We start from the raw sequence: 23,601 nt of genomic DNA, 5'->3' as shown, positions 1-23,601 counted from the left end.
GCCTCGGAAAGCCGCCTCCAGGTGCCCCCAATACGTCGTCAGGTCGACATTTTTGGCCATTTTGCGGCCGGATTCTACGCGGCGGCCCCGTCCGGGCCGCGACGTCCCTGCGCCCGGCGCCGTGCCGTGCCCGCGTCCCGGCGGGGCGGGTGCCCGCCGCAGCCTTGCCTTGCGCTACAATAGCGCCCGGAAAACCTGACGAAAGAAGGAACCATGGCCATCCAAGCACCCGAGGGAACCCGCGACCTGCTGCCTGACGAGGCGCTGTTCTGGGAGCACTTCAAGGACACGGCCGCCGAGGTGTTCCGCCGCTACGGCTACGTGCTCATCGACACGCCCCTCATCGAGCAGACCGAGCTGTTCGTGCGCGGCATCGGCGTGGCCACCGACGTGGTGTCCAAGGAGATGTTCGCGGCGCTTTCCGGCGAGAACCTCAAGCGTCTGCTGACAGGCGAGAAGGTGAAGTCCAAGAGCCGCCTGTCGCTGCGCCCCGAGGGCACGGCCGGCGTGGTGCGCGCCGTGGTGGAGCACAACCTGGTGCCGCAGGGAGCGGCGCCGGCCAAGCTCATGTACGCGGGTCCGATGTTCCGCGCCGAGCGCCCGCAGAAGGGCCGTCAGCGCCAGTTCAGCCAGATAGGCGTCGAGTGCCTGGGGGCTGAGGCGCCCTCCATCGACGCCGAGGCCATCATCATGCTCATGCGCTTCTACGAGGAGGTGGGCATCCCCGCCGCTTCCATGGAGCTGCTGGTGAACTCCATGGGCTGCGAGAAGTGCCGCCCGGCCTACCGTGATCTGGTGCGCTCCTACCTGGAGGAGCACGCCGACGCGCTGTGCGAGACGTGCATGACCCGCGCGGAGATCAACCCCCTGCGCGCCTTCGACTGCAAGAAGGAGGGATGCGCCGCCGTTATGGAGGGCGCGCCTAAGATCACCGACCACCTGTGCGACGACTGCCGTCAGCACTACGCTGACGTGCTGACGCTGCTCGACGGCGCCGGCGTGGCCTACACCGAGGATCCCACGCTGGTGCGCGGGCTGGACTACTACACCCGCACCGTCTTCGAGGTGCAGGCGAGCGACGGCCTGGGCAGCCAGAACGCCATCGGCGGCGGCGGGCGCTACGACAAGCTGGCCGAGGAGGTGGGCGGCCGTCCCACCCCGGGCCTCGGGTTCGCCCTGGGCTACGAGCGCTGCATGCTGGTGCTGGAGGCTGCGGGCGTGGAGCTGCCCCGCGCCCAGCGCTGCGATCTGTTCGTGGCCTGTGTGGACGACTCGGTGCGTGCCCAGGCCTTCGGGCTGGTGCAGGCGTGTCGCGATGCCGGGGTGGTCTGCGAGATGGATCACCAGGGACGCAGCCTGAAGAGCCAGTTCAAGCTGGCCGACAAGCTGGGCGCCGCCCGCGTGGCCGTCCTGGGTCCCGACGAGCTGGCCGAGGGGGCCTGCACCCTGCGCGACATGGGCACCCACGAGGAGGCCCGCGTCAAGCTCGAGGACGTCCCCGAGGAGATGCACCGGGTGTTTCTGTAGACACCGACGCGCCGTCTTTCCGGCGCCTCGCATGCATTGTCGCCAAGCACGCCGCCCCTCCCCGGGCGGCGTGCTTGGGTTTGGGGCCCGTTGCGGGGGGGGGGTCGGTGGAAAAAAGCGGCGATCTCGCTGGCTTGTTGCGAAGGTGCCGCGTTGTGCGGTAGGGCTCGGCCGTCCTCGGCGCCGTTCTACCGCATCCTCACGTGGCTGCCGACTGGTGCGCGGGGCGGGGTTGAGGCGCTGGGTTGCGTCGGGGCGCCGCGGTGGGGCTTGCGGGGCGGGAGGTCTTCGACGAAGGGGTCGAGCGATGGCGGGCGAGCCCGCATCTGCTGGTCTATCTGTGGACAGGCCTCGAGGAAAGTCGCTCCCTATCAGGGGATAGTCGGCCGTGGCTGCCTGATCGCCTCCCATTATGGCAGCATTCCCGCCTCGTACCATGTACAATGCATGCAATATGCATTCATTGAGGGGAGGACGCCATGCCCGCATTGCAAGTGAGGGACTTTCCGGATGGCCTGTACGCGAGTTTGAAGGCGCTTGCCGCGGCCGAGCATCGCAGCGTGGCCCAGCAGACCATAGCGCTGGTGGAGGAGGGGCTGCGACGCCGCAGCCCTGCCGGCGTCAGCGAGGAACCTGCGCGTCCGGATCTGCTCCCCAGCCCCCTCGTGCTCGACACCGAGGAGGATCGCCAGGCTCGCATCGGGAAGCGAAGGCGCCTGTTCGAGGAGATTCGCCGGCTGCCTTGGAAGGTCGACGTCACCACCGACGAGATCGTGGACATGGTCCGCGAGGGGCGTGAGGAGCGCACGGAACGCATCCTGGAGGCCTGCGGGCTCTGCGAGGAGCCGGCTGCGCGGGAAGTGGGGAGGAGCGCATGATCGTGCTCGACGTGAGCGCCGCGATGGCCATGGCCCACCAGACGGGGGAGGGCCAGGCGCTGGAAGCTCTCATGCTGGAGGGCGAGAAGGTCATCGCGCCCCGCTTCTATCTCATCGAGGGGGCCAACGTGGTCTGGAAGTGCGTGCGGGCTGGTGTGCTTCCGCCGACGGATGCGTCGACCGTGCTGGCGGGCCTTGCCATGCTGGTGGACGAGTTCGTGGAAGACGGGGAGTTGATCGAGGAGGCGCTGGCGGAGTCGATTCGCTGCAACCACCCGATCTACGACATGATGTACCTGGTGCTGACGCGCCGTCGGGGAGCCACCTTGTTCACCCTCGACAAGCGACTCGCCGGCCTCTGCGCCGAATGCCGGGTCAGCTGCGTGGAGGTTTGCTCGATTTAGGGGCGCGGCTCGTCGTGGGCGTGCGGACGCGGTACAATAGGCCAGTTTGCGCGATCAGGCCGCTTGGGCTGTCGTGTCCCGGTTGCGGGGCGCGGCGGCGCGGGCGGCAGGCAAGATACCCGGTCCCAAGGAGAGACGCCGTCATGAACGACCTGAAGAACGAAAACTGCATGCATACCGCCACTTGCGGCGAGCTGCGCCAGGAAAACGTGGGCAGCGAGGTGGTGCTGACCGGTTGGGCGTGGCACAACCGCGACCACGGCGGCCTCATCTTCGTGGACCTGCGCGACCGCGAGGGCTACACCCAGGTCGTCGTCGACCCCGACTGCGTGAGCGCGGAGGACTTCGCCCGCGCCGAGCACCTGGGCCGCGAGTACGTGCTCAAGGTGACCGGCACGGTGCGTGAGCGCGGCGCCGACGCCGTCAACCCCAACATGGACACGGGCGACATTGAGGTGCTCGCCAGCGCCGTGGAGGTGCTCAACGAGTCCGTCACCCCGCCGTTCGCCATCGAGGACGGTATCGAGACCGACGAGACTACCCGCATGAAGTGGCGCTACCTCGACATCCGCCGCCCGGAGATGCTGGCCGCCCTCACCCTGCGCCACCGCGTGGCCCAGGCCATGCGCCAGGCCCTCAACGAGCGCGGCTTCCTGGAGATCGAGACCCCCATCCTCGCCAACTCCACGCCTGAGGGCGCGCGCGACTACATCGTCCCGAGCCGCCCCAACCCGGGCAAGTTCTACGCCTTGCCCCAGAGCCCCCAGCAGTTCAAGCAGATGCTCATGATGGCCGGCGTGGAGCGCTACTACCAGATTGCCCGCTGCTTCCGCGACGAGGACCTGCGCGCCGACCGCCAGCCCGAGTTCACGCAGGTGGACATCGAGATGTCCTTCGTCGAGGGCGATGACGTCATGAACATGATGGAGGGCGTCATGGCCGAGACGCTCGACGCTATCGGCGTGGCGCACGAGTTCCCGCTGCAGCGCATGCCCTACGCCGAGGCCATGGCCAAGTACGGCAACGACCGCCCCGACGTGCGCTTCGGCATGCTCCTGCACGACATCACCGACCTGGTGAAGAACACCGGCTTCAAGGTGTTCGCGAGCGTGGCCCAGTCCGGCGGCGTGGTGAAGGCCATCAACGCCAAGGGCGCGGGCGACTGGAGCCGCGGCGAGGTGGAGAAGCTAGCGTCCATCGCCGAGGCCAACGGCGCCAAGGGCATGGCCTGGGTGGCGTTCACCACCGACGGCCAGGAGAAGAGCCCCATCAAGAAGTTCTTCACCGACGAGGAGTGGGCGGCCCTCAAGGCCGAGATGGAGGTGGAGCCGGGCGACCTGCTGCTGTTCGCGGCCGACAAGCCCGAGGTAGCCAACGCGGTGCTCTCCGCCCTGCGCCTGCATATGGCCGAGGCGCTCGACGTGCCGCGCGAGGGCCACGCGCTTTTGTGGGTAGTGGACTTCCCCATGTTCAAGTACGACGAGGACGAGGGCAAGTACTCCGCCGAGCACCATCCCTTCACCCACATCCTGGAGGAGGATCTGGGCAAGATCGAGGACGCTCCGCTGGAGTGCGGCTCGTACAGCTACGACCTGGTCATGGACGGCTTCGAGGTGGGCGGTGGCACCATCCGTATCCACCAGGTGGAGGAGCAGCGCCGCGTGCTGCGGCGCCTGGGCCTCACCGACGAGGAGATCGACGAGAAGTTCGGCCATCTCATCCACGCGCTTGAGCTGGGCGCCCCGCCGCATGGCGGCATCGCGCTGGGCCTCGACCGCCTGGTGATGCTGCTGGCCGGCAAGGACTCCATCCGCGACGTCATCGCCTTCCCCAAGACCTCGAGCGCGAGCGACCCCATGACCGGCGCCCCCAACGCCGTCACCGGCCGCCAGCTCAAGGAGGTCAACCTGCGCCTGCTGTAGGCGCGGAGGCGCTGCGATTGAGCGAAGGGCCTCTCTCGTCGATGCGGGAGGGGCCCTTCTGCGTGGGGGGCTATCGGGCGGCGCGGGTCACGGCCTTGTCGAGGCTTTCCACCGGGTAGCCGGTCAGGGTGCTGCGCGCGACCAGGAGGCACGCGCGGTAGGGAAGCCGTGCGGTGGGGTAGAGCCGGGAGGCCAGCCGTATGGCGGGGGCGTCGTCGAGGGTCACGTCGTCGATAAGCAGCTCGGCGACGGTGCCGATGAGCGAGCGCGGCACCCGGTAGTCGGTCTCAAGGGCATCGACGAGGGCCACCATGGTCTCCGGGTAGACGCGAGCAGCTCCCGATCCGATGATGCGCCGCGCCTGGGCCGCTGCCCGGGGCTCATCATCGAGCAGGTAGTGCAGCAGCATCGTCTCGTCCACGATGGTGGTCTCATCGCTTTCCGCGCGCGTGACGCGCCGCTGCCGGCGTTCGGCCCGCTCTCCCTGCTCGCGGAGCCAGACGGCTCGCGCCTCGCCGTCGAGGTTCGGCTTGCCGTAGGGGCGTAGCTTGCCAAAGGCGCCGTCGCCGCCCTCGCCCCCGTTGAGCCGGGGCGTGAAGGGGAGTCGCCGCTCGTTCACGCTCTGGGCCATGAAAAGCCGGACGGCCTCAGATAGCGTGAGCCCCAGGGCCGCGAACAGCTTCTCTGCTCGCGCCTTCGTCTCCTCGTCCATCCTCACCTGCAGAGTCGCCTGCTTCGGCATGGCGTCCCCCTCCCAAAAAAATTCCCGGAGCGCCGGGAAGGCTCTCTTGTGGCGAAAACCCAGCAGAATGCCCCATTGTCGTCACTGAATACCCAGGTCAATCTAAATCCATGTAGTACGATTGTAACACGCCTTATGAATCATCCCGCGCAGCCGAGCTGTCCCCTGCAGCGCGGGCGGCGAAAAGAGGGTACTTGCCAACCTTTTCGGCCGGGGTTATAACGTCCACGACGAGATGCTCCGCCAACCCCTGCAGGGCGCCTCGCCGTCCCTGTCCCGTCGAGGAATCCTACAACCCAACCCACCAACGTGACGATCCGCGCGAGGGCGAAGCCATGCCCTCCTGGCTTGTCGCTGCCTTGGCGCCATCGGCCGTGCTGGTCGTGAGATAGGAAGCGCAATCTACGAGAAGGAGGGATCATGGGCTCAAAGTTCGTCGTCGCCGACCCGGGCCTGTGCATCGGCTGCCAGACCTGCATGGCTGGCTGCGTGCTGAAGCACAGCGTCCCCGGGGACGTGCCGCGTCCGCGGCTCAACTTGATCACCACGCTGTCAGTGTCGGCGCCTATCGTGTGCCACCACTGCGCCGATGCCCCCTGTGCCGCAGCATGCCCCCAGGGCGCCTTGTATCAGGACGAGGGGCGCGTGGCCATCCGCCAAGAGCGATGCATCGGCTGTCGCAGCTGCGTGCTGGCATGTCCCTACGGGGCGGTGGAGATAGTGACCGAGGAGGGCTCGGCCCTGCTTGGCGGGCTGCGCCTGGCCACCACCCCCCGAGCCGCCATCATCAAGTGCGACCTGTGCGTCGACCGCGAGGGCGGCCCTGCCTGCGTGGCTGCCTGCCCCACCGGTGGTCTGCTGCTTGTGGATGAGGAGGAGCTTGAACGCCGCCAGCGTGAGAAGCGCCGGGCGGCCGCCGAGGCGCACGCGAGCTTCTCGAGCGTGCCGTTGAACTAGGACGATAACCGAGGAAAGAGAGGAGAGCCTGATGGAGAAGCACATGGCCGTCTGCCCGTACTGCGGGGCAGGCTGCAAGCTGAACCTGCTGGTAGAGAACGACCAGATCGTCGGCTCGGAGGGCCTGGATGGCCTGACCAACCAAGGCGAGCTGTGCCTGAAAGGCATGTGCGGCTATGATTTCGTGAACGACACGAAGATCCTCACGCCGCGCCTGTACCATCCGATGCTGCGTCGCGAGAAGGGCGGGAAGCTCGAGCGCGTCACCTGGGACGAAGCCCTGGACTTCACGGCTTCCAAGCTGATGGAGATCAAGGAGAAGTACGGCCCCGACGCCATCATGACCACGGGGTCTTCCCGCGGCACCGGCAACGAGTCGAACCTGGCCATGCAGCGTTTCACGCGCGCCTGTCTCGGTACGAACAACATAGACAACTGCGCCCGAACTTGACACGGCCCCACTGTCGTCGGTCTGATTGACACCCTCGGAGCTGGTTCCATGAGCTGCGGCGTCCCCGGCATGGAGGACGCAGGCTGCTTGTTCCTGTTCGGGTACAACCCGAGCGCCTCGCACCCCATCGTCTCCCGCCGCATCGTCAAGGCGAAGGAGAAGGGCGCGAAGATCATCGTCGCCGACCCGCGCGTCATCGAGACAGCGCGCATCGCCGACATCTACCTGCCGCTTAAGAACGGCAGCAACATCGCCTTCCTGAACGCGTTTGCCAACGTCATCGTTACCGAAGGCTTGGTGGACGAGGAATTCGTCAAGGAGCACACCCTCGGCTTCGACGAGTGGTGGGACACCATCAAGGAGTACACGCCGGAAAACACTCAGGAGATCACGGGCGTCGACCCGCAGCTGCTCCGCGAGGCTGCCCGCATGTACGCTACCGCCGAGCCGTCCTCCATCCTGTGCTGGGGCATGGGCGTCTGCCAGCACCTCCAGAACGTGGAAGCCGTGCACGCCTGCGCCGCCATCGCCTGCGTCAGCGGCCAGATAGGCAAGCCCAATTCGGGCGTGGCGCCGGTACGCGGCCAGAACAACGTCCAAGGTGCCTGCGACATGGGGGCGCTGCCCAACTACTTCCCCGGCTATCAGAAGGTCACCGACCCGGATATCCGCCAGAAGTTCGCCGACCACTGGAACGTGCCGGTGGAGGCGCTGTCGGATCATGTGGGCTACAAGGTTTCCGATCTGCCGAAGCTCATCGAAGAGGGCAAGATTCGCGCCTTCTATAACTTCGGCGAGGATCCCGTCCAAACCGAGCCGGATGTGCCGCATCTTACCAAGATGCTTGAGAAGCTCGACTTGTTCGTGTGCCAGGACATCTTTATGACCCAGACCGCGGCCATGGCCGACGTGGTGCTGCCGGCCACGAGCTGGGGCGAGCATGAGGGCGTCTTCACGGCCTGCGACCGCACCTTCCAGTACTTCAGCCAGGCGGTGCCGCCGAAGGGCGAGTGCAAGCACGACTGGCAGATATTCAGCGAGCTCGCTGAGCGCATGGGCTACGACATGCACTGGGAGAACGCCCAGCAGATCTGGGACGAGGAGTGCCGCGCCTTGTGGCCGGCTGCCTACGGCGCCACCTACGAGAAGATGGCGGGTACGGGGCACGCCCAGTGGCCCATTCCCACGCTCGACCACCCCGGCACGCCGGATCTGTTCCTCGGCGGGAAGTTCACCACGCCGGAGGGCAAGGCGCACCTGGTGGCCCACGACTACCGCGATCCCACTGAGATGCCCGACGAGGAGTTCCCGCTCATCCTGTGCACGGTGCGCGAGGTGGGCCACTACTCCTGTCGCTCGATGACGGGCAACTGCAAGGTGCTGGCCCTGCTGGCCGACGAGCCGGGTGAGCTGCGCATCCACCCCGATGACGCCAAGGAGCGAGGCATCCGTGACGGCGAGCTCGTGCGGGCCTGGTCGCGTCGCGGCGAGACCATGAGCCGCGCGGTCATCGACGAGCGCGTGAACGCGGGCACGGTCTACATGACCTACCAGTGGTGGATTGGCAAGTGCAACAACCTCACCCTGCATCACGTGGACGACCGCTCCCGCACGCCGGAGGACAAGTTCTCCGCCTGCCAGGTAGAGGCCCTGCCCGACCAGAAGTGGGCGGAGCGCCACCTGCAGGAGCTCTACAGCCAGCTCAAGGAGGATCTGGCCGAGACGGCTGCCGCCCAGCACGTCGAGCCTACCTGCGAGGGCGCCGAGTAAGGGGTATCCGCCAACCGACTACATCATTGATGGGATTGCCAATGAACACCTTCATCGCCATCGAGCCGGATAGGTGCATCGGGTGCGGAACGTGCCAAGCCGCCTGCAGCGAAGGCCACCGAAAGGCCGGGCTGCAGGCGGAGCCCCGCCTCGCGCTGACGTTCACCCCGCAGGTGACCGCTGCGGTCACCTGCCATCAGTGCGAGGGGGCGCCCTGCCTCGCCGTATGCCCCGTTGATGCCATCACGCGCACCGACGTGGCCATCGTCGTGGACGAGCAGACCTGCATAGGCTGCAAGCTCTGCGCGGTGGTGTGCCCCTTCGGGGCCATCCACCCCTCAGGCACGTCCACGGCAGGCGTCGCCGGCTTGTCGTTTCCCACGCCTACCCAGCCGAGGGGCGTCTCGCCCCTTCTTGCGTGGAGCATCGGCGTGTACACGTGCGCCGTCAAGTGCGACCTGTGCTCCACCTACGACCCCGAGGGCGGCCCGCACTGCGTGCGCGCCTGCCCCACCAACGCGCTTTACGTGCGCGACGTCACCGCCCTCACCGGCATCCGCAAGGAGAAGATGAGGGCCGCGGCTGCCGCGAACCAGATCATGATGAACCGCTCGACGAACCTGAGGAGGCCCTAAATGCTTGAACTTATCGTGCTCTCGCTGGGGCTCTCCTGCGTGACCGCCGTGGCCTCCCTCATCCTGGGGAAGGCGCGGGCGGCGTCGAAGACGGTGGCCTGCGTCGGTGGCATGGCCGCAGCCGTGGCCGGCGCCGCTGGCGGCATCATGGCGCTGTTCGGGCCCGCCGTGTACGTGAGCCTGCCGGGCCCTATGCCCTTTACCGACTTCACGCTCCTGCTGAATCCGCTCGCGGGACTGCTGGTGGCCGTCATCGCCGTGCTGGCCTTCGCCGCATGGCTCTACGGCCTGTCCTACTTTGACGAGTACTATGACAAGGGCATTGGCGTCATCGGGTTCTTCATGAACCTGTTCATCGCTTCCATGGACCTTGTCATCCTGGTAGACAATGCGTTTTGGTTTCTCGTGTTCTTCGAGCTGATGTCGCTCACATCCTACGTGCTCGTCATCATCGACCAGACGGAGAAGTCACTACGCGGCGGCTTCCTTTATCTGGTGATGGCCCACATCGGGTTCCTGATGATCGCGCTGTCGTTCTTCACCATGGCCGTGTCTGCCGGCTCGCTTGAGTTCATGGACTACCGCACCTGCGCCTTCGCGCCGGCTACTGCCACCATCGCCTTCGTGCTCGCCTTCTTCGGGTTCGGGGCCAAGGCGGGCATGGTGCCGTTCCACTCCTGGCTGCCCCAGGCCCATCCCGCGGCACCGTCGAACGTGTCGGCCCTCATGTCGGGCGGCATGATCAAGATCGGGATCTTCGGCATGCTCAAGGTGTGCTTCGACCTGCTGGGCGCCACGGGCGGCCAGGTGGGCTGGGGCGTGCTCGTCATCGTCATCGGCGCGGCGTCGTCGGTGCTTGGCGTGGTGTACGCCTTGGGCGAGCATGACCTGAAGAGCCTGCTGGCTTACCACTCGGTGGAGAACATCGGCATCATCCTGCTCGGCGTGGGCACCGGCATCTACGGTTGGGCCGCGGGGCTTCCCTGGGTGGCGGGCATCGGACTGTTGGCCGGACTTTACCACCTGGTCAACCACGCTATGTTCAAAGGCCTGCTGTTCCTTGGCGCTGGCAGCGTGCTGCACGCCACCGGCACTCGCAACATGGAGGTGCTCGGCGGCCTGGCGCGGCTCATGCCGTGGACGGCTGCGTGCTTCCTGGTAGGCTCGCTTGCCATCTCGGCCATTCCGCCGCTCAACGGCTTCGTGTCCGAGTGGTTCACCTACCAGGGGCTCATCGGGGCGGCCATGGAGGGCGACCTGTTCCTGCGCATCGTCTTCGCCTTCGCCGTGGTGGCCTTGGCCATCACCGGCGCGCTGGCGGTGACCTGCTTCGTGAAGGCCTTCGGTGTTACGTTCCTCGCTGCGCCCCGCTCCCAGGCGGCGGCCGACGCCCATGAGTCGCCGGCTCCCATGACCGCCGCCATGGTGCTGCTCACCATTGCCTGCGTGGCGCTGGGCCTGGGGGCTGTTGCCGTGACCCCGGTGGTGAGCGCCATTGGCGCGTCCCTTACCCTGGCGCCGGAGCTGCCGGCGACCGCGGGGCTCGAGCTTGTGTCCCTCGGCACCGCATCGGTGGTGTCGCCCCTCATCCTGGCGGTGCTCATGGCCGCGGTCATTGGCGCGTGCGCCCTCGTGCGCAACGCGGCCAACCGCCGCGCCGGCTTCAAGGAGGACCCGGCGCCTTGGCAGTGCGGCTACGAGCCCGATCTGTCGATGGAGGTGCTCGCCTCTACGGTGGGTGCCAACGTGCGCGCCTTCATGGGGCCGCTCTACGGCATTCGACATGCGGTCAACCGCGCGGGTCAGGCGGTGGCGCGCCTCTTGGAGCGCGCTCTCAGCTCGCCTGAGGACGCCCCCGCGTCTGCCGCGCCGGCCGCGGCCGGCGCTGGCGCCGAGGGCTCCTCGCGCTACGAGCGCGATCTGCGCCATGGCATAGCCCCGGCCGAGGAGGCGCCTTCGGCGCTGTCGACCTCGGTGCTCTCGGCCGTCGCGTCGGTCGGCCGCTGGTTCAGCCGGCTGGAGAGCGGGGACTTCCGCACCTACATCGTCTATATCGTCGGAGCGCTCGTGTTCTTCCTCGCGCTCATCATCCTGGTTCGATAGGGGGACGCCATGACTGTCATCATCGCTGTGCTCCAGGCCGTCCTCCTCGTAGCCCTCGCGCCTCTCGTGTCGGGTATCGCCCGCAAGATTCGCGCGCGGATGCACTCCCGGACGGGCGCGAGCGTCCTGCAAGACTACTACGACCTGGCTAAGCTCTGGCGCCGCTGCGAGGTGCGCGAGGGGCCGAGCGGGCTTGTGTCTCGCGCCATGCCGGCTGTGTACCTGGGCACTATGGCCCTCCTTGCCGCGGGGCTGCCCCTCATCATGCAGGCCTGCCCCGTTCCGCTGCTCGGAGACATCATCACCATCCTCTACCTCATGGCGTTGCCGCGCTTCCTGTTCAGCCTGGCGTCCATCGACTCCGGTGCCGCCTACCCCTCCATCGGCGGCATTCGCGAGCTGCTCGTCGGCGTGCTGGTGGAGCCCTCTCTCATGCTCGTGCTGTTCGTGATGGCGCTGGCGGTGGGCTCGACTAATGTGGGCGTCATGGCGGAAGCCGTGGGAACCCTGAGCGCATACCCGGCGGTGGCCGTGGTGGTGGCTGGCGTGGCGTGCGCCATGGCCTGCTACATCGAGATGGGCAAGCTGCCCTTCGACCTGGCCGAGGCCGAGCAGGAGATCCAGGAAGGGCCGCTGGCGGCCTACTCGGGGCCGTCTCTGGCCATGCTGAAGCTGGGCGTGTCCGTGAAGCAGCTCGTGGTGGCCAGCCTGTTCGTGGCCATCTTCCTGCCCTTCGGCGCCGCTGCCTCGCTCGCTCCGGCCGATCTTCTGCTGGGCCTGGTGACCTACCTGGTCAAGCTGGCTGCCGTGCTGTTGGTGGCGGCGGTCATCGAGAACTCGGTCATGCGCGTGCGCTACAAGCTGCTCGGCCGCTACACCTGGTTCGTCGTGGGGATAGCGTCGCTGTCTCTCGTGTTCCTCGTCATCGGAATCTAAGGTGGTGATGTCATGTTCGGTTACCCGCTCGTCAACGTCCTCGGGGCCTGCCTCATCATCACGTCGATGATGGTGGTGCTCGCCCGCGCGGGGCGCACCGCGGCCTGGCTCTACTCCCTTCAGTCCCTCGTGCTCGTGGGCGTGCTCGCGTCCCTTGGTTTTGTCACGGGGTCGGGGGAGCTGTTCACCTGGTCGGCCACGGCCTTCGCGACTAAGGTGGTGCTCGTGCCCGCCATCCTCCTGTATGCCCTCAAGAAGATCGGCGACGACGCCCAGGCCGACCTGCCGCCCAAGCTCAACCCCATGAAGTCGGTGGCGCTGGTGGCTGTGGAGGTGTTCGTCTGCTTCGTGGCCGTGTCGGGCATCGACCTGCTCACGGCTGCTGAGGTCAAGCCCACCTTGGCCGTGTCGCTGGCGCATTTCTTCATCGGGCTCACCTGCATCGTCACCCAGCGCTCCATCTTCAAGCAGATCTTCGGGTACTGCCTGATGGAGAACGGCTCGCACGTCTCTCTGGCGCTTCTGGCGCCTGAGGCTCCCGAGCTGGTGGAGATCGGGGTGGCCACCGACGCCATCTTCGCGGTGATCATCCTGGCGGTGCTCGTGGTTCGCATGGCGCGCTATGCCCACACCCTTGACGCCGATGACCTCTGCGAGCTGAAGGGATAAGCCATGGACTACTCAACATTGCTCATCATCATGCTGGGATGCCCCCTGGCGGCGGCGCTTCTCATCGCGGTGCTGCCGTCCCGCAGCGTTCCGCAGGGCATCTACGCGGCCATCCACCTGGTCTCCCTGGCCGGGGTCGCCGTGGCGGGCCTTGCCCTGGTGGCGTCGGTCTTTTTCGGGGCGGACGTGTTCGCCTTGGGGGGATGGTTTCACCTCGACGGCCTGTCGGCCCTGTTCCTCGGGCTCATCGCCGTTATCGCTCCGTGCACCGGCGTCTACTCGCTGCCCTACGTGGCCCACGACGTGGCCGACGGCAGGCTCGGGCCCTCTCAGGTGAAGCAGTACTACGCCTTCTTCAGCCTCTTCGTGTTTTCGATGATCTTGGCTGTTACGTCGAACAACATCATCATGATGTGGGTGTCGGTGGAGGCTACCACCCTCTCCACGGTGTTCCTCGTGGGGGTCTATCGCACCAAGCTGGCCCTGGAGGCGGCTTGGAAGTACGTCATCGTGTGTACGGCGGGCGTGGCCTTCGGTCTGTTCGGCACGTTGCTCGTCTACGCCAACGCCGCCGACGTCATGGCCGATGCGCATCAGGCCGTGTTCTGGACGGCCATCCTGCCCAACGCGTCTCTGCTCGATCCTTCGCTCATGATGATCGCCTTCGTGTTCGCGGCCATCGGCTTTGGCACCAAGGCGGGCCTGTTCCCCATGCACACCTGGTTGCCCGACGCTCACTCCGAGGCCCCGAGCCCCGTCTCGGCGCTGCTTTCGGGCGTGCTGCTCAAGTGCGCCATCCTCATTGTGCTGCGCTTCTATATCCTGACGGCAGCCAATGTGGGGCCGGACTTTCCCCAGATGGTGATGATGATCCTCGGCGTGCTGTCGGTGGCCTACGCTGCCTTCGAGGTGTACCGTCAGGGCGACCTCAAGCGCAAGCTGGCCTACAGCTCGTGCGAGAACGTCGGGCTCATCGCGGTGTGCCTGGGCCTTGGCGGCCCGCTCGGCATCATCGCCGCGCTTGTGCATTGCGTGGCCCACGGCCTCACCAAGGCGCTTATGTTCTGCCTGGCCGGCAATGTCATGATGAAGTACCACACGCGTGACCTGGGACGCATCGGCGGCCTGCTCAAGGCGGCTCCGGTCACGGGCGTGCTGTTCGTGGCTGGCTGCCTGGCGTTGGCGGGGTTTCCGCCCTTCGCCCTGTTCGTGAGCGAGATGGCCATGATCCTGGCCGGCGTGGCGGCGGACTGCTGGTGGGCCGTGGTGCTCGTGCTGGCGGCGCTCGTCGTGGTCATCATGGCGCTCGTGCGCATGATAGCCGGCTCGTGCCTGGGCCGGGTTCCCGAGGGCGTCTCCCGCGGAGATGTGGGCGTGCTTGCGCTCGTGCCCGAAGCGGTGCTGCTGGCGCTCGTGGTCATGCTCGGCGTGGCGCTGCCTGGCCCGCTGGCGAGCAGCATCGAGGACGCTACCGCCATCGTGATGAACTGCGAGTCTGCCTGCGAAGGCGCCAGCCTGTTTGACGACGCCCTCGCAGCGCTGGCCGATGATCCCGCGAAGCCCGAGGAGGTGCTTCTGTGATGACTAAGAAGAACGCGGCCCTGCGCTCGGGCGAGACCCATGTGCAGGCGGTGAGGGACGCCTTCCCCGGTGCCGTGCTGGATGCCGCGTGGCAGGCGTCCGACCAGGTGACCATCACGGTTCCCAAGGACATGCTGCCCGATGTGGTGGAGTTTCTCTACTATGGTCGCGGCGGCTGGCTGCCCAATATGGTTGCCAATGACGAGCGCCCCCTCAACGGCCGCTATGCCCTGTACTACCTGCTGTCGATGGAAGAGGCCGATCCGGGCTTCGTCACCGTCCGCACCGAGATAGACCCCCACTCCATGGAATACCCCTCGGTTACCCCGCGCGTGCCCGCCTGCGTGTGGAGCGAGCGTGAGGCCTACGACTTGTTCGGCCTGCGGGCCCAGGGCCTGCCTGACGAGCGGCGCCTCGTTCTGCCTGACGACTGGCCGAGCGGGTTGTTCCCCCTGCGCAAGGATTCCATGGACTACCGGCGACGCCCGGAGCCCGTCACTGACGTGGAGAACTACGAGTTTCTCTATGAGGGGCAGGCCGAGGAGGTCACGGGGGTCCCCATGGGTCCGCTCCACATTACCTCCGACGAGCCAGGGCATTTCCGCCTATTCGTTGAGGGCGAGGAGATCGTCGATGCCGACTACCGGCTGTTCTACGTGCACCGGGGCATGGAGAAGGTGGCCGAGAGCCGCCTGAACTACGATGCGGTCACCTTCCTGGCCGATCGCATCTGCGGCATCTGCGGCAACGCTCACTCGGTGGCCTATGCCGAGGCGGTGGAGAACGCCCAGGGCATCGAGGTGCCCGTGCGCGCCCAGTACATCCGCACCATCCTGCTGGAGGTGGAGCGCCTTCACTCCCACCTGCTCAACCTCGGGCTCGTGTGCCACTACTGCGGCTTCGACACCGGCTTCCAGCACTTCTTCCGCGTGCGCGAGAAGGCCATGGACCTAGCGGTGCTGCTGACCGGCGCCCGCAAGACCTACGGGCTCAACCTCATCGGCGGCGTGCGTCGTGACATCCTCGATGAGCAGAAGCTCGCCACCATCGCTTTTGTGCGGGAGCTCCGCTCGGATGTGGAGGCGCTCGTGGACATGCTCATGTCCACGGCGAACTTCGAGTCGCGCACGGCCGGCGTTGGACGGCTTGATCCGGCTATCGCCCGCGACTACAGCCCCGTGGGGCCGTGCGTGCGCGGTAGCGGCTTTGCCCGTGACGTGCGCTTCGACCACCCCTTCGACGGCTACCGGTACCTCACGGGCCTCAAGGCCCGCAGCCACGACGGCTGTGACGTGCAGAGCCGCACCCTCGTGCGCGTGGAGGAGTTCATGGACTCGCTCACCATGATCGAGCAGCTGCTCGACGGTGCCCCCGGCGGTCCCATCCAGGCCACGGGCTGGCGCTACACGCCGCACAAGTACGCCCTCGGCTACACGGAGGCCCCGCGCGGCGAGGACATGCACTGGGCCCAGGTGGGCGACAACCAGAAGTGCTACCGCTGGCGGGCCAAGGCGGCCACCTACTCCAACTGGCCCATCCTGCGCTACATGTTCCGCGGGAACACCGTGGCCGATGCCGCCATCATCGTGGGGTCGATGGACCCGTGCTACTCGTGCACCGACCGCGTGACCGTGGTGGACGTGAAGAAGAAGACGGAGACGGTGCTCACCAAGCAGCAGCTTGAGTCGTACTGCTGGCGCCGCACCCACTCCCCGCTGGCGGGAAAGGGGGCCTAGGCCATGTTCGAGCTGTTCAAGGAGATACGGAAGGCAGGGGACGCCACCATCGGCTACCCCTTCCAGCCGCTTGAGATGCCGGCGGGGTTCCGCGGCAAGCCCGAGCACAAGGAGCGGCTGTGCATCGCCTGCGGCGCCTGCGCCATCGCGTGTCCGGCCAACGCCATCACCATGGACCTCGATGACGAGCAGGAGTACATCACCTGGGACATCAGCTACGGCCGCTGCATCTTCTGCGGCCGCTGCCAGGAGGTGTGCCCCCTCTACGCCATCGTGCTGACCACCGAGTTCGAGCTGGCCGTGCGTGACAAGGCCGATCTGCGCGAGTCCTGCGCCTACCCGGTAGCCCGCTGCAGCTGCTGCGGGAAGCCCTACGCCGCGGCCAAGGAGGTCGACTATGCGCGGCGGGTGCTCGAGTCGGTGGGCGGCCCGGCCGCAGCCGACGCCGATGCGGTGTCGCTGTGCCTGGCCTGCCGCCGACGCGACGACGCCCTCGCGTTTCAGCGCCAGGCCCGCGTGGCCTCGGAGGAAGGAGGAGCCCGATGATCGAGAACGACTTCCCGGCTCGGCTGCAGTGGCAGCCCGACCCCGTCCAGCTGGACGCCTCGGTGGCCGAGGCCAAGAAGAGGCTCCTCGAGTCCATCAAGCGCTCGGTCTACGTCTACCGCGTGGACTGCGGCGGCTGCAACGGCTGCGAGATCGAGATTTTCTCCACTATCACCGCAGTGTTCGACGCTGAGCGCTTCGGCATCAAGGTAGTGCCGTCGCCTCGCCACGCTGATGTGCTGCTCTACACCGGGGCCATGACCCGCGCGATGCGCGAGCCGGCGCTGCGGGCCTACCATGCCGCTCCTGATCCGAAGATCGTCATGTCGTACGGGGCCTGTGGGTGCACCGGCGGCATCTTCCATGACAACTACTGCGTGTGGGGCGGTACCGACCCCATTCTGCCGGTGGACGTGTACGTGCCCGGCTGCCCGCCGTCGCCGCCGGCTACCATCTACGGCTTCGCCGTGACCCTGGGTCTGCTCGACCAGAAGCTTCACGCGAGCCATCACGTAGCGCCCGCAGGCGAGCAGGCGCCGGTAGCCTTCCCGCTCATACCCTACAAGGTGCGCACCGCCTTCGAGCGCGAGGCGCGGCTCATGAGCGGCTACTACTACGGCAAGCAGATCGTGGACGAGTTCATGATGGCCCTCATGAAGGATCGCTCCGACGCCCTGGCGGCGGCCGACCGGCTGATCGAGGGCGAGGCCGACCTGCGCAAGAAGGCGGTTTACATGGATCTGAAGGCCCTGCTTCTCAGTAAGGTCGTGCAGGAATGACGGCGGGGGAGAGCGGGGACGCTGCCATGAGCGCCTCGGCGGCCGTCCGTCCGACGGCGGCCCACGCCACTGACAGGCGAACGGCCCGAGACGTGGTGTTCTACCGGCTGGGGCGTAAGTTCGTCGATGATGAGCGCTCTATTCCCGAGGAGGCGCGCTCGGTGCTGTACTACACCCTGGCCATCGGGCACCACACGGGCGTCATCGACTGCTTGGAGCCGCGGCTGGCCTCCTCGTGCGAGGTGTTCGACGCCGTTCTCGAGGCTTTAGAGCCCGGAGAGGCCCGCGATAAGTTGGCAGGCATCAAGCGATTCGGCGAGATTGAGCTGAAGAAGGAGCACGTGGGCTTGTTGAAGCCGGCCGTGCTCGCGGCGCTCGCGACTGCGGGCGGCGCGGGGGTCGAGGCCGCGGTGGGCGCTGGGGGCGCCGAGGGGTCGACGCGCGCGGTGACGGCGCTCGATGCGCCAGCGTGGCTCGATGAGTTCCTGCGCCTGCTCGACGAGGTGCAGTGCGAGCCCCAAGTCTACGCCATGGGTCGGAGGGTCTCGTGAGCGCCCCGGGGTGGGAGCCCTCGCCACCGAGCTCGAGCGCCGCGGCCATCCTGGCGGCTGCCGAGGAGGGGGGTCGTGGCCGTTGCGTCGCGTTCTGCGTGGGCAGCGTTTTGCGGGGCGATGACGCTGCCGGCCCGCTGCTGGCCCGCCGGCTTGAGGAGGAGCCGGTGGATGGCTGGATAGCGGTGGACGGGGGCCAGACCCCCGAGAACGACCTGGGCTATCTGCGTCGCCTGGCGCCTCGGCGCCTGCTTCTGGTAGATGCGGCGGCCATGGGCCTCGAGCCCGGTGCCGTCCGTCGCCTCAGCGCCCAGGACGTTGCCGTCCAGTCGCTCATCACCACCCACACGCTGCCCATCACCTACCTTCTGGGGCAGTTGGAGGAGATGAGCGACGAGGTGACGTTCCTCGGCATTCAGCCGGCGGGCACCGCGTTCTTCGACCCGGTGAGCGAGCCGGTGCTGGCCGCTGTCGATGAGCTCCATGCCGTCATAGCCGCCGGAGCAGACTTCGGCTGCTATCCCCTGATGAGCCTGTAATCAAATGGAGAGGAGAGATAACCAATGCCAATCGAGAAAGAGGATCTGATCACCGTGAGCCCGGAGGCCCTGGCCCCGGCAGCCATTGAGGCCAAGGCCGAGGCCGTCGGCGTCACCAAGGCATCGATGCCTCCGGCGCGTTGCTTCGTGGCAGCTATGCTGGCCGGCGCCTTCATCGGCTTCGGCGGTATGCTCTTCTGCACCTTCCTGGGCGATCCCACCATTCCCTTTGCCGTCCAGCGCCTGGTGGGAGGCGTCTGCTTTTGCCTCGGTCTCACCCTGGTGCTCTGCTGTGGCGCCGAGCTGTTCACGGGTAACGTGCTCATGCTGTGCGCCAAGGCCTCTGGCCGCATCCCGTGGTCGGGCGTCTTTCGCAACTGGGGTGTTGTGTGGGTGGGCAATCTGGTCGGCTCGCTGCTGGCTATGGCCGTCATCTACCTGAGCAATCTCCAGGGGATGAACGGCGGTGCCGTGGGCGAGACCTTCGTGTCGGTGGCGGCGGGGAAGGTGGCGCTCGATCCGGTCGCGCTGTTCTTCAAGGCCATCCTGTGCAACGTGCTCGTGTGCCTGGCTGTGTGGATTGGCTTTGGCGGCAAGTCGGTGGCCGACAAGGTCATCGGGCTGCTGCTGCCCATTTCCGCCTTCGTGGCCTGCGGTTTCGAGCACTGCGTGGCGAATATGTTCTTCCTGCCCATGGGGCTGGTGCTCAACACCCTGGGTGGCGTGGGGGCCGCTGGGGCCATCACCTTGGGCGGCATCGCCTACAACCTGGTGCTGGCGACGCTCGGCAATATCGTCGGCGGCCTGGTGGTGGGCATGGCCTACTGGTTCGCCTACCGCAAGCGCGACTAGCGCGACGGATGGGACGCGGCGCCGGCGGGTGCTGCGGGCGGTGCGGCGCCTGTCTGGGCGAGCGCGCTCGGCGAGTGACGTACGAGCCCTGCGGGCGTCGCGGTGCTTTTCTTGCGGGTCCGGCGGGCAGGATCGGCTGCTGCGGGGATTGAGGCGCCGCCCCTCGTGGGCGGCAGGGGAGGAGCAAGGCCATGAGGGTGATCGATCGCTACCGAGGGGGCGAGGTGGTAGCAGAGAGCTCGGCTGCGCTGCTGCGCCCTGACGGTCGGGCAACGGCGGCGGAGAGGGTCGTGCTGGTGGAGCACGCCCTGGACGTGGCGGTCAACACGGTGCCCACCCTGCGACTCGTCTGCACCCCCGCGCACCTAACCGACCTCGTCATCGGGCGGCTCTATACCGAGGGCATCATCGCCGGCATCGACGAGGTGGATGAGGTGTACCTGTGCGAGCAGGGCACTCGCGCACGGGTGACCCTCGGCTGCTGTCGCGGCGACTTCTCGCGACGCGGCGTGGAGACGGTGCCCTCATGCTGCACGGGCAACCGGGTCTACAACCGCTACTTCACCACCGACGCCCCGCCGCGGCCGGTGGAGCCCATCGAGTGGAATCCGTCCTGGGTGTTCGGCGCGGCTCGGGTGTTCGCGGATGATTCCCCCCTGCACCGGGCCACCACCGGCACCCACAGCTGCTATCTCATGGTGGGCGGCGATCTTCTGGTCTGCCGGGAGGATCTCGGACGTCACAACGCCTTTGACAAAGTGGTGGGCGCGGCCCTGCGCCAGGAGATCGACCTGCGGCAGGCTCTCGTGTTCTCGAGCGGTCGTTTGCCGGTGGACATGGTGATGAAGGCCATTCGCGCTGGCATTCCGCTGCTGGCCACCAAGGCGGTTCCCACCGACGAGACCGTCCGGTTGGCTCGCGAGTTCGGCCTTACTCTCGTGTGTCAGGCGCGCCCGGACTCGGCCGTGGTCTACCACGACCCCCTCGGCTGCGCCGCCGTTTGATTCTGGGTCGCGTTGCTTCCGAGGGCGGCGCGTGCTCTCCGCAGCCGCAAAGTGGCCAAAAAAGACGACTTGACGACGGCATTCCTGGCACCCCTGGCCGGTGGACGGGCAAAACCCCAGGTCGCTGTTGGCCGGGAGCGTTTCATGCGGCGCCCGAGGGCCTCCCGGGCGTGGGGATCTCCCGATTTCTGTCGTCAACTCGTCTTTTTTGGCCACTTTGCGTGAAAAGACTGCACGAGTGTTCTCGGCGCGTGTAGTTGCGGGGCGGACGACTCAGCGTCCGCCCCTTGCCGGACGCCGCGTGGGCGGCCTCGTGGCGACGCAGGCTGTGGACTTTTGGTTCGTGCCCGGCGGCGCAGGTGCGCAGCGCGGCGGGTTCCCCTATACTTGGACGTTACAAGTTCGAGTGCCTCGAATGGGTATGGGCGGCGCCATGTTCCGAACCTGGTCAGGTCCGGAAGGAAGCAGCCATAAGGGACCGCTGACGAGCGCCCATGCCTATTCGGGGCACTTTTCTATGAAAGGCGCCTCCATGGGAATCATCGAGTTCTTCGTCAACCTGCTGAAAGACCCGCGCGGGTTCATCGCCGCCTGGATCATCGCGTTGGGGCCGGTGTGGGTGTACACGCCGCTGTTCCTCATCGTGTTCATCGAGACGGGGCTCGTGTTCTTCCCGTTTCTGCCGGGCGACTCGCTGCTGTTCGCGGCGGGCGTGTTCTCGGCTGACGGCGGCGGGCTCAACCTGTGGGCGACGCTCGTCGTGTTCTGGGTGGCGGCCATCTTGGGCAACACCTCCAACTACTGGATCGCGCGGTTCTTCGGCACGCGCATCATCGACTCGGGCAAGGTGAAGGCGCTCACGCCCGAGCGCATGGCCAAGCTCGACCACTTCTTCGACCGCTACGGCGGTCTGACCATCGTCATCACGCGCTTCATGCCGTTCTTCCGCACGTTCGCTCCCTTTATCGCTGGCACCGGGCACATGAACTTCGGGAAGTTCACGCTGTTTAACTGTTTGGGCGGCATCTCGTGGGTGAGCCTGTTCGTGCTGGTGGGGTACTTCTTCGGCGGCGTGCCGCTCGTGCAGGAGCACTTCGAGGTGATCGTGCTGGGCATCGTGGCCGTGTCCGTGGCGCCGGCGGTGATCGGCGCCGTGAAGGCTGCTCTGAGCGCGCGTCGGGCGAAGGCGGGCGATCCGGTGGCCGCAGCCGAGGAGCGCGTGAGCGACGCGGAGTACGAGCGCGAGCTGGTGCGTGAGAAGGTGCGCCGGGCCGAGGCCGAGGCCAAGGAGCAGGCGCGCGAGGCGGTGGCGGCCGAGCGCCGGGCTGCCGAGGAGGCGGAGCGAGCGGCTCGCGCCGAGGCCGGTGGCGCGCGTGACGACGCTTCTGAGCTGGCGGCAGGGGAGGGCTTCCTTGGCGAGGCGAGCGCTGCGGCGGGGGTTACGCGCCTCGCTGACGTGCCGGACGATGACACGGCCGCCGAGCCGGCGCGCCGCGAGGACAAGGAGGCGTAGGCCATGGCCGAGGCGCTGTATCGCAAGTACCGCCCGCAGATCTTCGAGGACGTCGTCGGGCAGGAGCACATCGAGCGCACCATCAAGAACGCCATCGACCAGGACAAGGTGAGTCACGCGTACCTGTTCACGGGGCCGCGTGGCACGGGCAAGACCACCACTGCGCGCCTGCTGGCCAAGGCGCTTCTCTGCGAGCACGGCCCCACGGCGGAGCCGGACGGCACCTGCGCCGACTGCGAGATGATCGCCGCTGGCGAGCATCCCGATGTCTACGAGCTTGACGCCGCGTCGCGCACCGGCGTCGAGAACGTGCGCGAGGAGATCATCGGGCGCGTGTCGTTCGCTCCCACTCGCGGGCGCTATAAGATCTATATCATCGACGAGGTTCACATGCTCTCGACGGCGGCGTTCAACGCGCTGCTGAAGACGCTCGAGGAGCCGCCGAGCCACGTGGTGTTCATCCTGGCGACCACCGATCCCCAGAAGGTTCCCGAGACCATTCACTCGCGTTGCCAGCGCTTCGACTTCCGCCGCATCTCGAGCGAGTCCATCGTGTCGCGTCTTGGTGCCATCTGCGTGGCCGAGGGCGTGGAATTCGAGGGCGAGGCGCTCGACCTCATCGCGCATCGGGCGGAAGGCGGGATGCGTAACGCGCTTACCTCACTTGAGCAGCTCATCGCGTTCGGCGAGGGGAAGGTCACCATGGAGGTGGCTGAGCGCATGCTGGGGTCGCTCGACGTGAGCGACCTGGCCGAGATCGTGCGTTTCGTAGGCACGCGCGATGTGGCCGCGTGCTTCCGCTGGACGGCCGAGTACGTGGAGACGGGTGCTGACCTGGCGCAGTTCACGCGCGACTTTGCCGAGCACATCCGCAACATGTACGTGATGAGCCTGGCCGGCGCGGACGTGGCGCTCGATGTGAGCGAGAGCACGCGTCGCGAGCTGACTGAGGAGCTGCCGCTGTTCGGGCCTGACCGCCTGGCGCGCCTGCTCTCGGTGCTGGGCGACCTGTCGGCGGATCTGAAGACGTCGACGAACCCGCGGCTGTCCTTCGAGATCGCGCTCACGCGCATGGTGCGCCCGGATTCCGACCTGACCCTGGCTGCTCTGGCCGAGCGCGTGGAAGCGCTCGAGTCGGGGTACTCGGCGGTGGCCCATGTGGTGAGCGTGCCGGCTGCGGCGGGCGTGTCGAGTGCGGCTGGCGTGCAGGTTGCGGGGGCCCCGGTGGCGGGTGGCGCCACGGGTGCGGGAGCCGCCCAGGTCGTGGGGGCCGCGGTGGCTGGTGCCACGGGCCCGGGCGTGCAGGGCGGGGCCGGGGAAGGGGCCGCTGCGTGTGTTTCACGTGAAGCGCACGCGGATGGCGCTCCAGCCGCCCAGGGCGCGTCGGGTGCGGAGGCGGCCGGAGCGGGCGCGCAGGCCGCGGTGGCGGGCGTGGCGGGCGCTGCCAATGGCGTGCCGACCGCAGGTGCGGGTGCTGCGGCTGGCACGCAGGTCGCGGGTCAGGCT

21 protein-coding genes and 1 other RNA gene are annotated in these 23,601 nt (G+C 67.2%); 21 read left to right on the top strand and 1 reads right to left on the bottom strand.

All coding sequences use genetic code 11. The features are described from left to right. Positions 1-213 precede the first annotated feature (213 nt). The 4 genes from hisS to aspS all read left to right on the top strand — a co-directional run bounded on the left by hisS (position 214) and on the right by aspS (position 4,731). The gene (gene hisS, locus D1643_RS00940) at positions 214-1,527 is read left to right on the top strand and encodes a histidine--tRNA ligase (protein ID WP_160707718.1); all 1,314 of its coding nucleotides are present in this window, start codon (positions 214-216) and stop codon (positions 1,525-1,527) included. A gap of 479 nt (positions 1,528-2,006) precedes the next feature. After that, positions 2,007-2,405, top strand: coding sequence for an argininosuccinate lyase (locus D1643_RS00935; protein WP_160707716.1), 399 nt, complete (start codon positions 2,007-2,009; stop codon positions 2,403-2,405). Then, complete coding sequence (locus tag D1643_RS00930; protein WP_160707714.1) at positions 2,402-2,809, top strand: type II toxin-antitoxin system VapC family toxin; 408 nt, start codon at positions 2,402-2,404, stop codon at positions 2,807-2,809. The genes D1643_RS00935 and D1643_RS00930 overlap by 4 nt, the downstream gene beginning before the upstream one ends. A gap of 143 nt (positions 2,810-2,952) precedes the next feature. Continuing rightward, positions 2,953-4,731 carry an aspartate--tRNA ligase gene (gene aspS / locus D1643_RS00925; RefSeq protein ID WP_160707712.1) on the top strand — a complete coding sequence of 593 codons (1,779 nt, stop codon included), beginning with the start codon at positions 2,953-2,955 and terminating at the stop codon, positions 4,729-4,731. 70 nt (positions 4,732-4,801) lie between these two features. Here the strand turns inward: aspS and D1643_RS00920 are convergent, their stop codons facing one another. Then, on the bottom strand, positions 4,802-5,473 hold the full coding sequence (locus tag D1643_RS00920) for a type II toxin-antitoxin system RelB/DinJ family antitoxin (protein WP_160707710.1): 672 nt from the start codon (positions 5,471-5,473) through the stop codon (positions 4,802-4,804). Between the two features lie 420 nt (positions 5,474-5,893). Here D1643_RS00920 and D1643_RS00915 point away from each other — a divergent pair, with 420 nt between their 5' ends. The 17 genes from D1643_RS00915 to dnaX all read left to right on the top strand — a co-directional run. Continuing rightward, positions 5,894-6,430 (top strand): 4Fe-4S dicluster domain-containing protein, encoded by a 537-nt coding sequence (locus tag D1643_RS00915; protein WP_160707708.1) that lies wholly within the window; start codon positions 5,894-5,896, stop codon positions 6,428-6,430. 31 nt (positions 6,431-6,461) lie between these two features. Continuing rightward, entirely contained in the window at positions 6,462-8,651 is a 2,190-nt protein-coding gene (fdhF, locus tag D1643_RS00910) for a formate dehydrogenase subunit alpha (RefSeq protein ID WP_160707706.1), read from the top strand. Between the two features lie 41 nt (positions 8,652-8,692). After that, on the top strand, positions 8,693-9,286 hold the full coding sequence (locus D1643_RS00905; protein ID WP_160707704.1) for a 4Fe-4S dicluster domain-containing protein: 594 nt from the start codon (positions 8,693-8,695) through the stop codon (positions 9,284-9,286). Beyond that, entirely contained in the window at positions 9,287-11,389 is a 2,103-nt protein-coding gene (gene hyfB / locus D1643_RS00900; protein WP_160707702.1) for a hydrogenase 4 subunit B, read from the top strand. A 9-nt stretch (positions 11,390-11,398) separates the two neighbouring features. After that, the gene (locus D1643_RS00895) at positions 11,399-12,325 is read left to right on the top strand and encodes a respiratory chain complex I subunit 1 family protein (RefSeq protein ID WP_160707700.1); all 927 of its coding nucleotides are present in this window, start codon (positions 11,399-11,401) and stop codon (positions 12,323-12,325) included. Positions 12,326-12,337: 12 nt separating this feature from the next. Continuing rightward, positions 12,338-12,994, top strand: coding sequence for a hydrogenase 4 membrane subunit (gene hyfE / locus D1643_RS00890; RefSeq protein ID WP_160707698.1), 657 nt, complete (start codon positions 12,338-12,340; stop codon positions 12,992-12,994). 3 nt (positions 12,995-12,997) lie between these two features. Continuing rightward, positions 12,998-14,575 (top strand): hydrogenase 4 subunit F, encoded by a 1,578-nt coding sequence (locus D1643_RS00885; protein ID WP_160707696.1) that lies wholly within the window; start codon positions 12,998-13,000, stop codon positions 14,573-14,575. After that, a complete protein-coding gene (locus tag D1643_RS00880; RefSeq protein ID WP_160707694.1) occupies positions 14,575-16,311 on the top strand; it encodes an NADH-quinone oxidoreductase subunit C in 1,737 nt (578 codons plus the stop codon). Before D1643_RS00885 ends, D1643_RS00880 begins: the two co-directional genes overlap by 1 nt. A 3-nt stretch (positions 16,312-16,314) precedes the next feature. Then, positions 16,315-16,857 (top strand): formate hydrogenlyase complex iron-sulfur subunit, encoded by a 543-nt coding sequence (locus tag D1643_RS00875; RefSeq protein WP_160707692.1) that lies wholly within the window; start codon positions 16,315-16,317, stop codon positions 16,855-16,857. Next, positions 16,854-17,636 (top strand): NADH-quinone oxidoreductase subunit B family protein, encoded by a 783-nt coding sequence (locus D1643_RS00870; RefSeq protein WP_160707690.1) that lies wholly within the window; start codon positions 16,854-16,856, stop codon positions 17,634-17,636. The genes D1643_RS00875 and D1643_RS00870 overlap by 4 nt, the downstream gene beginning before the upstream one ends. Further along, on the top strand, positions 17,633-18,187 hold the full coding sequence (locus D1643_RS00865) for a formate hydrogenlyase maturation HycH family protein (RefSeq protein WP_160707689.1): 555 nt from the start codon (positions 17,633-17,635) through the stop codon (positions 18,185-18,187). Before D1643_RS00870 ends, D1643_RS00865 begins: the two co-directional genes overlap by 4 nt. Then, on the top strand, positions 18,184-18,726 hold the full coding sequence (gene hycI, locus D1643_RS00860; RefSeq protein WP_370520237.1) for a hydrogenase maturation peptidase HycI: 543 nt from the start codon (positions 18,184-18,186) through the stop codon (positions 18,724-18,726). The genes D1643_RS00865 and hycI overlap by 4 nt, the downstream gene beginning before the upstream one ends. 24 nt (positions 18,727-18,750) lie before the next feature. After that, entirely contained in the window at positions 18,751-19,578 is an 828-nt protein-coding gene (locus D1643_RS00855; RefSeq protein WP_201750890.1) for a formate/nitrite transporter family protein, read from the top strand. 191 nt (positions 19,579-19,769) lie between these two features. Then, positions 19,770-20,582 carry a formate dehydrogenase accessory sulfurtransferase FdhD gene (gene fdhD, locus D1643_RS00850; RefSeq protein ID WP_160707688.1) on the top strand — a complete coding sequence of 271 codons (813 nt, stop codon included), beginning with the start codon at positions 19,770-19,772 and terminating at the stop codon, positions 20,580-20,582. A 413-nt stretch (positions 20,583-20,995) separates the two neighbouring features. Beyond that, positions 20,996-21,089, top strand: an RNA gene (gene ffs, locus D1643_RS00845) — signal recognition particle sRNA small type. 25 nt (positions 21,090-21,114) lie between these two features. Continuing rightward, complete coding sequence (locus D1643_RS00840; RefSeq protein WP_236643273.1) at positions 21,115-22,095, top strand: VTT domain-containing protein; 981 nt, start codon at positions 21,115-21,117, stop codon at positions 22,093-22,095. A gap of 3 nt (positions 22,096-22,098) precedes the next feature. Further along, the coding region (gene dnaX, locus D1643_RS00835; protein ID WP_236643272.1) for a DNA polymerase III subunit gamma/tau at positions 22,099-23,601 on the top strand (1,503 nt) is incomplete at its 3' end.

This window comes from Enterorhabdus sp. P55 (assembly GCF_009911695.1).
GTDB lineage: Bacteria > Actinomycetota > Coriobacteriia > Coriobacteriales > Eggerthellaceae > Enterorhabdus.
The sequence above is the reverse complement of the archived record's forward strand: the minus strand, read 5'-3'. Positions and strand labels throughout refer to the sequence as shown.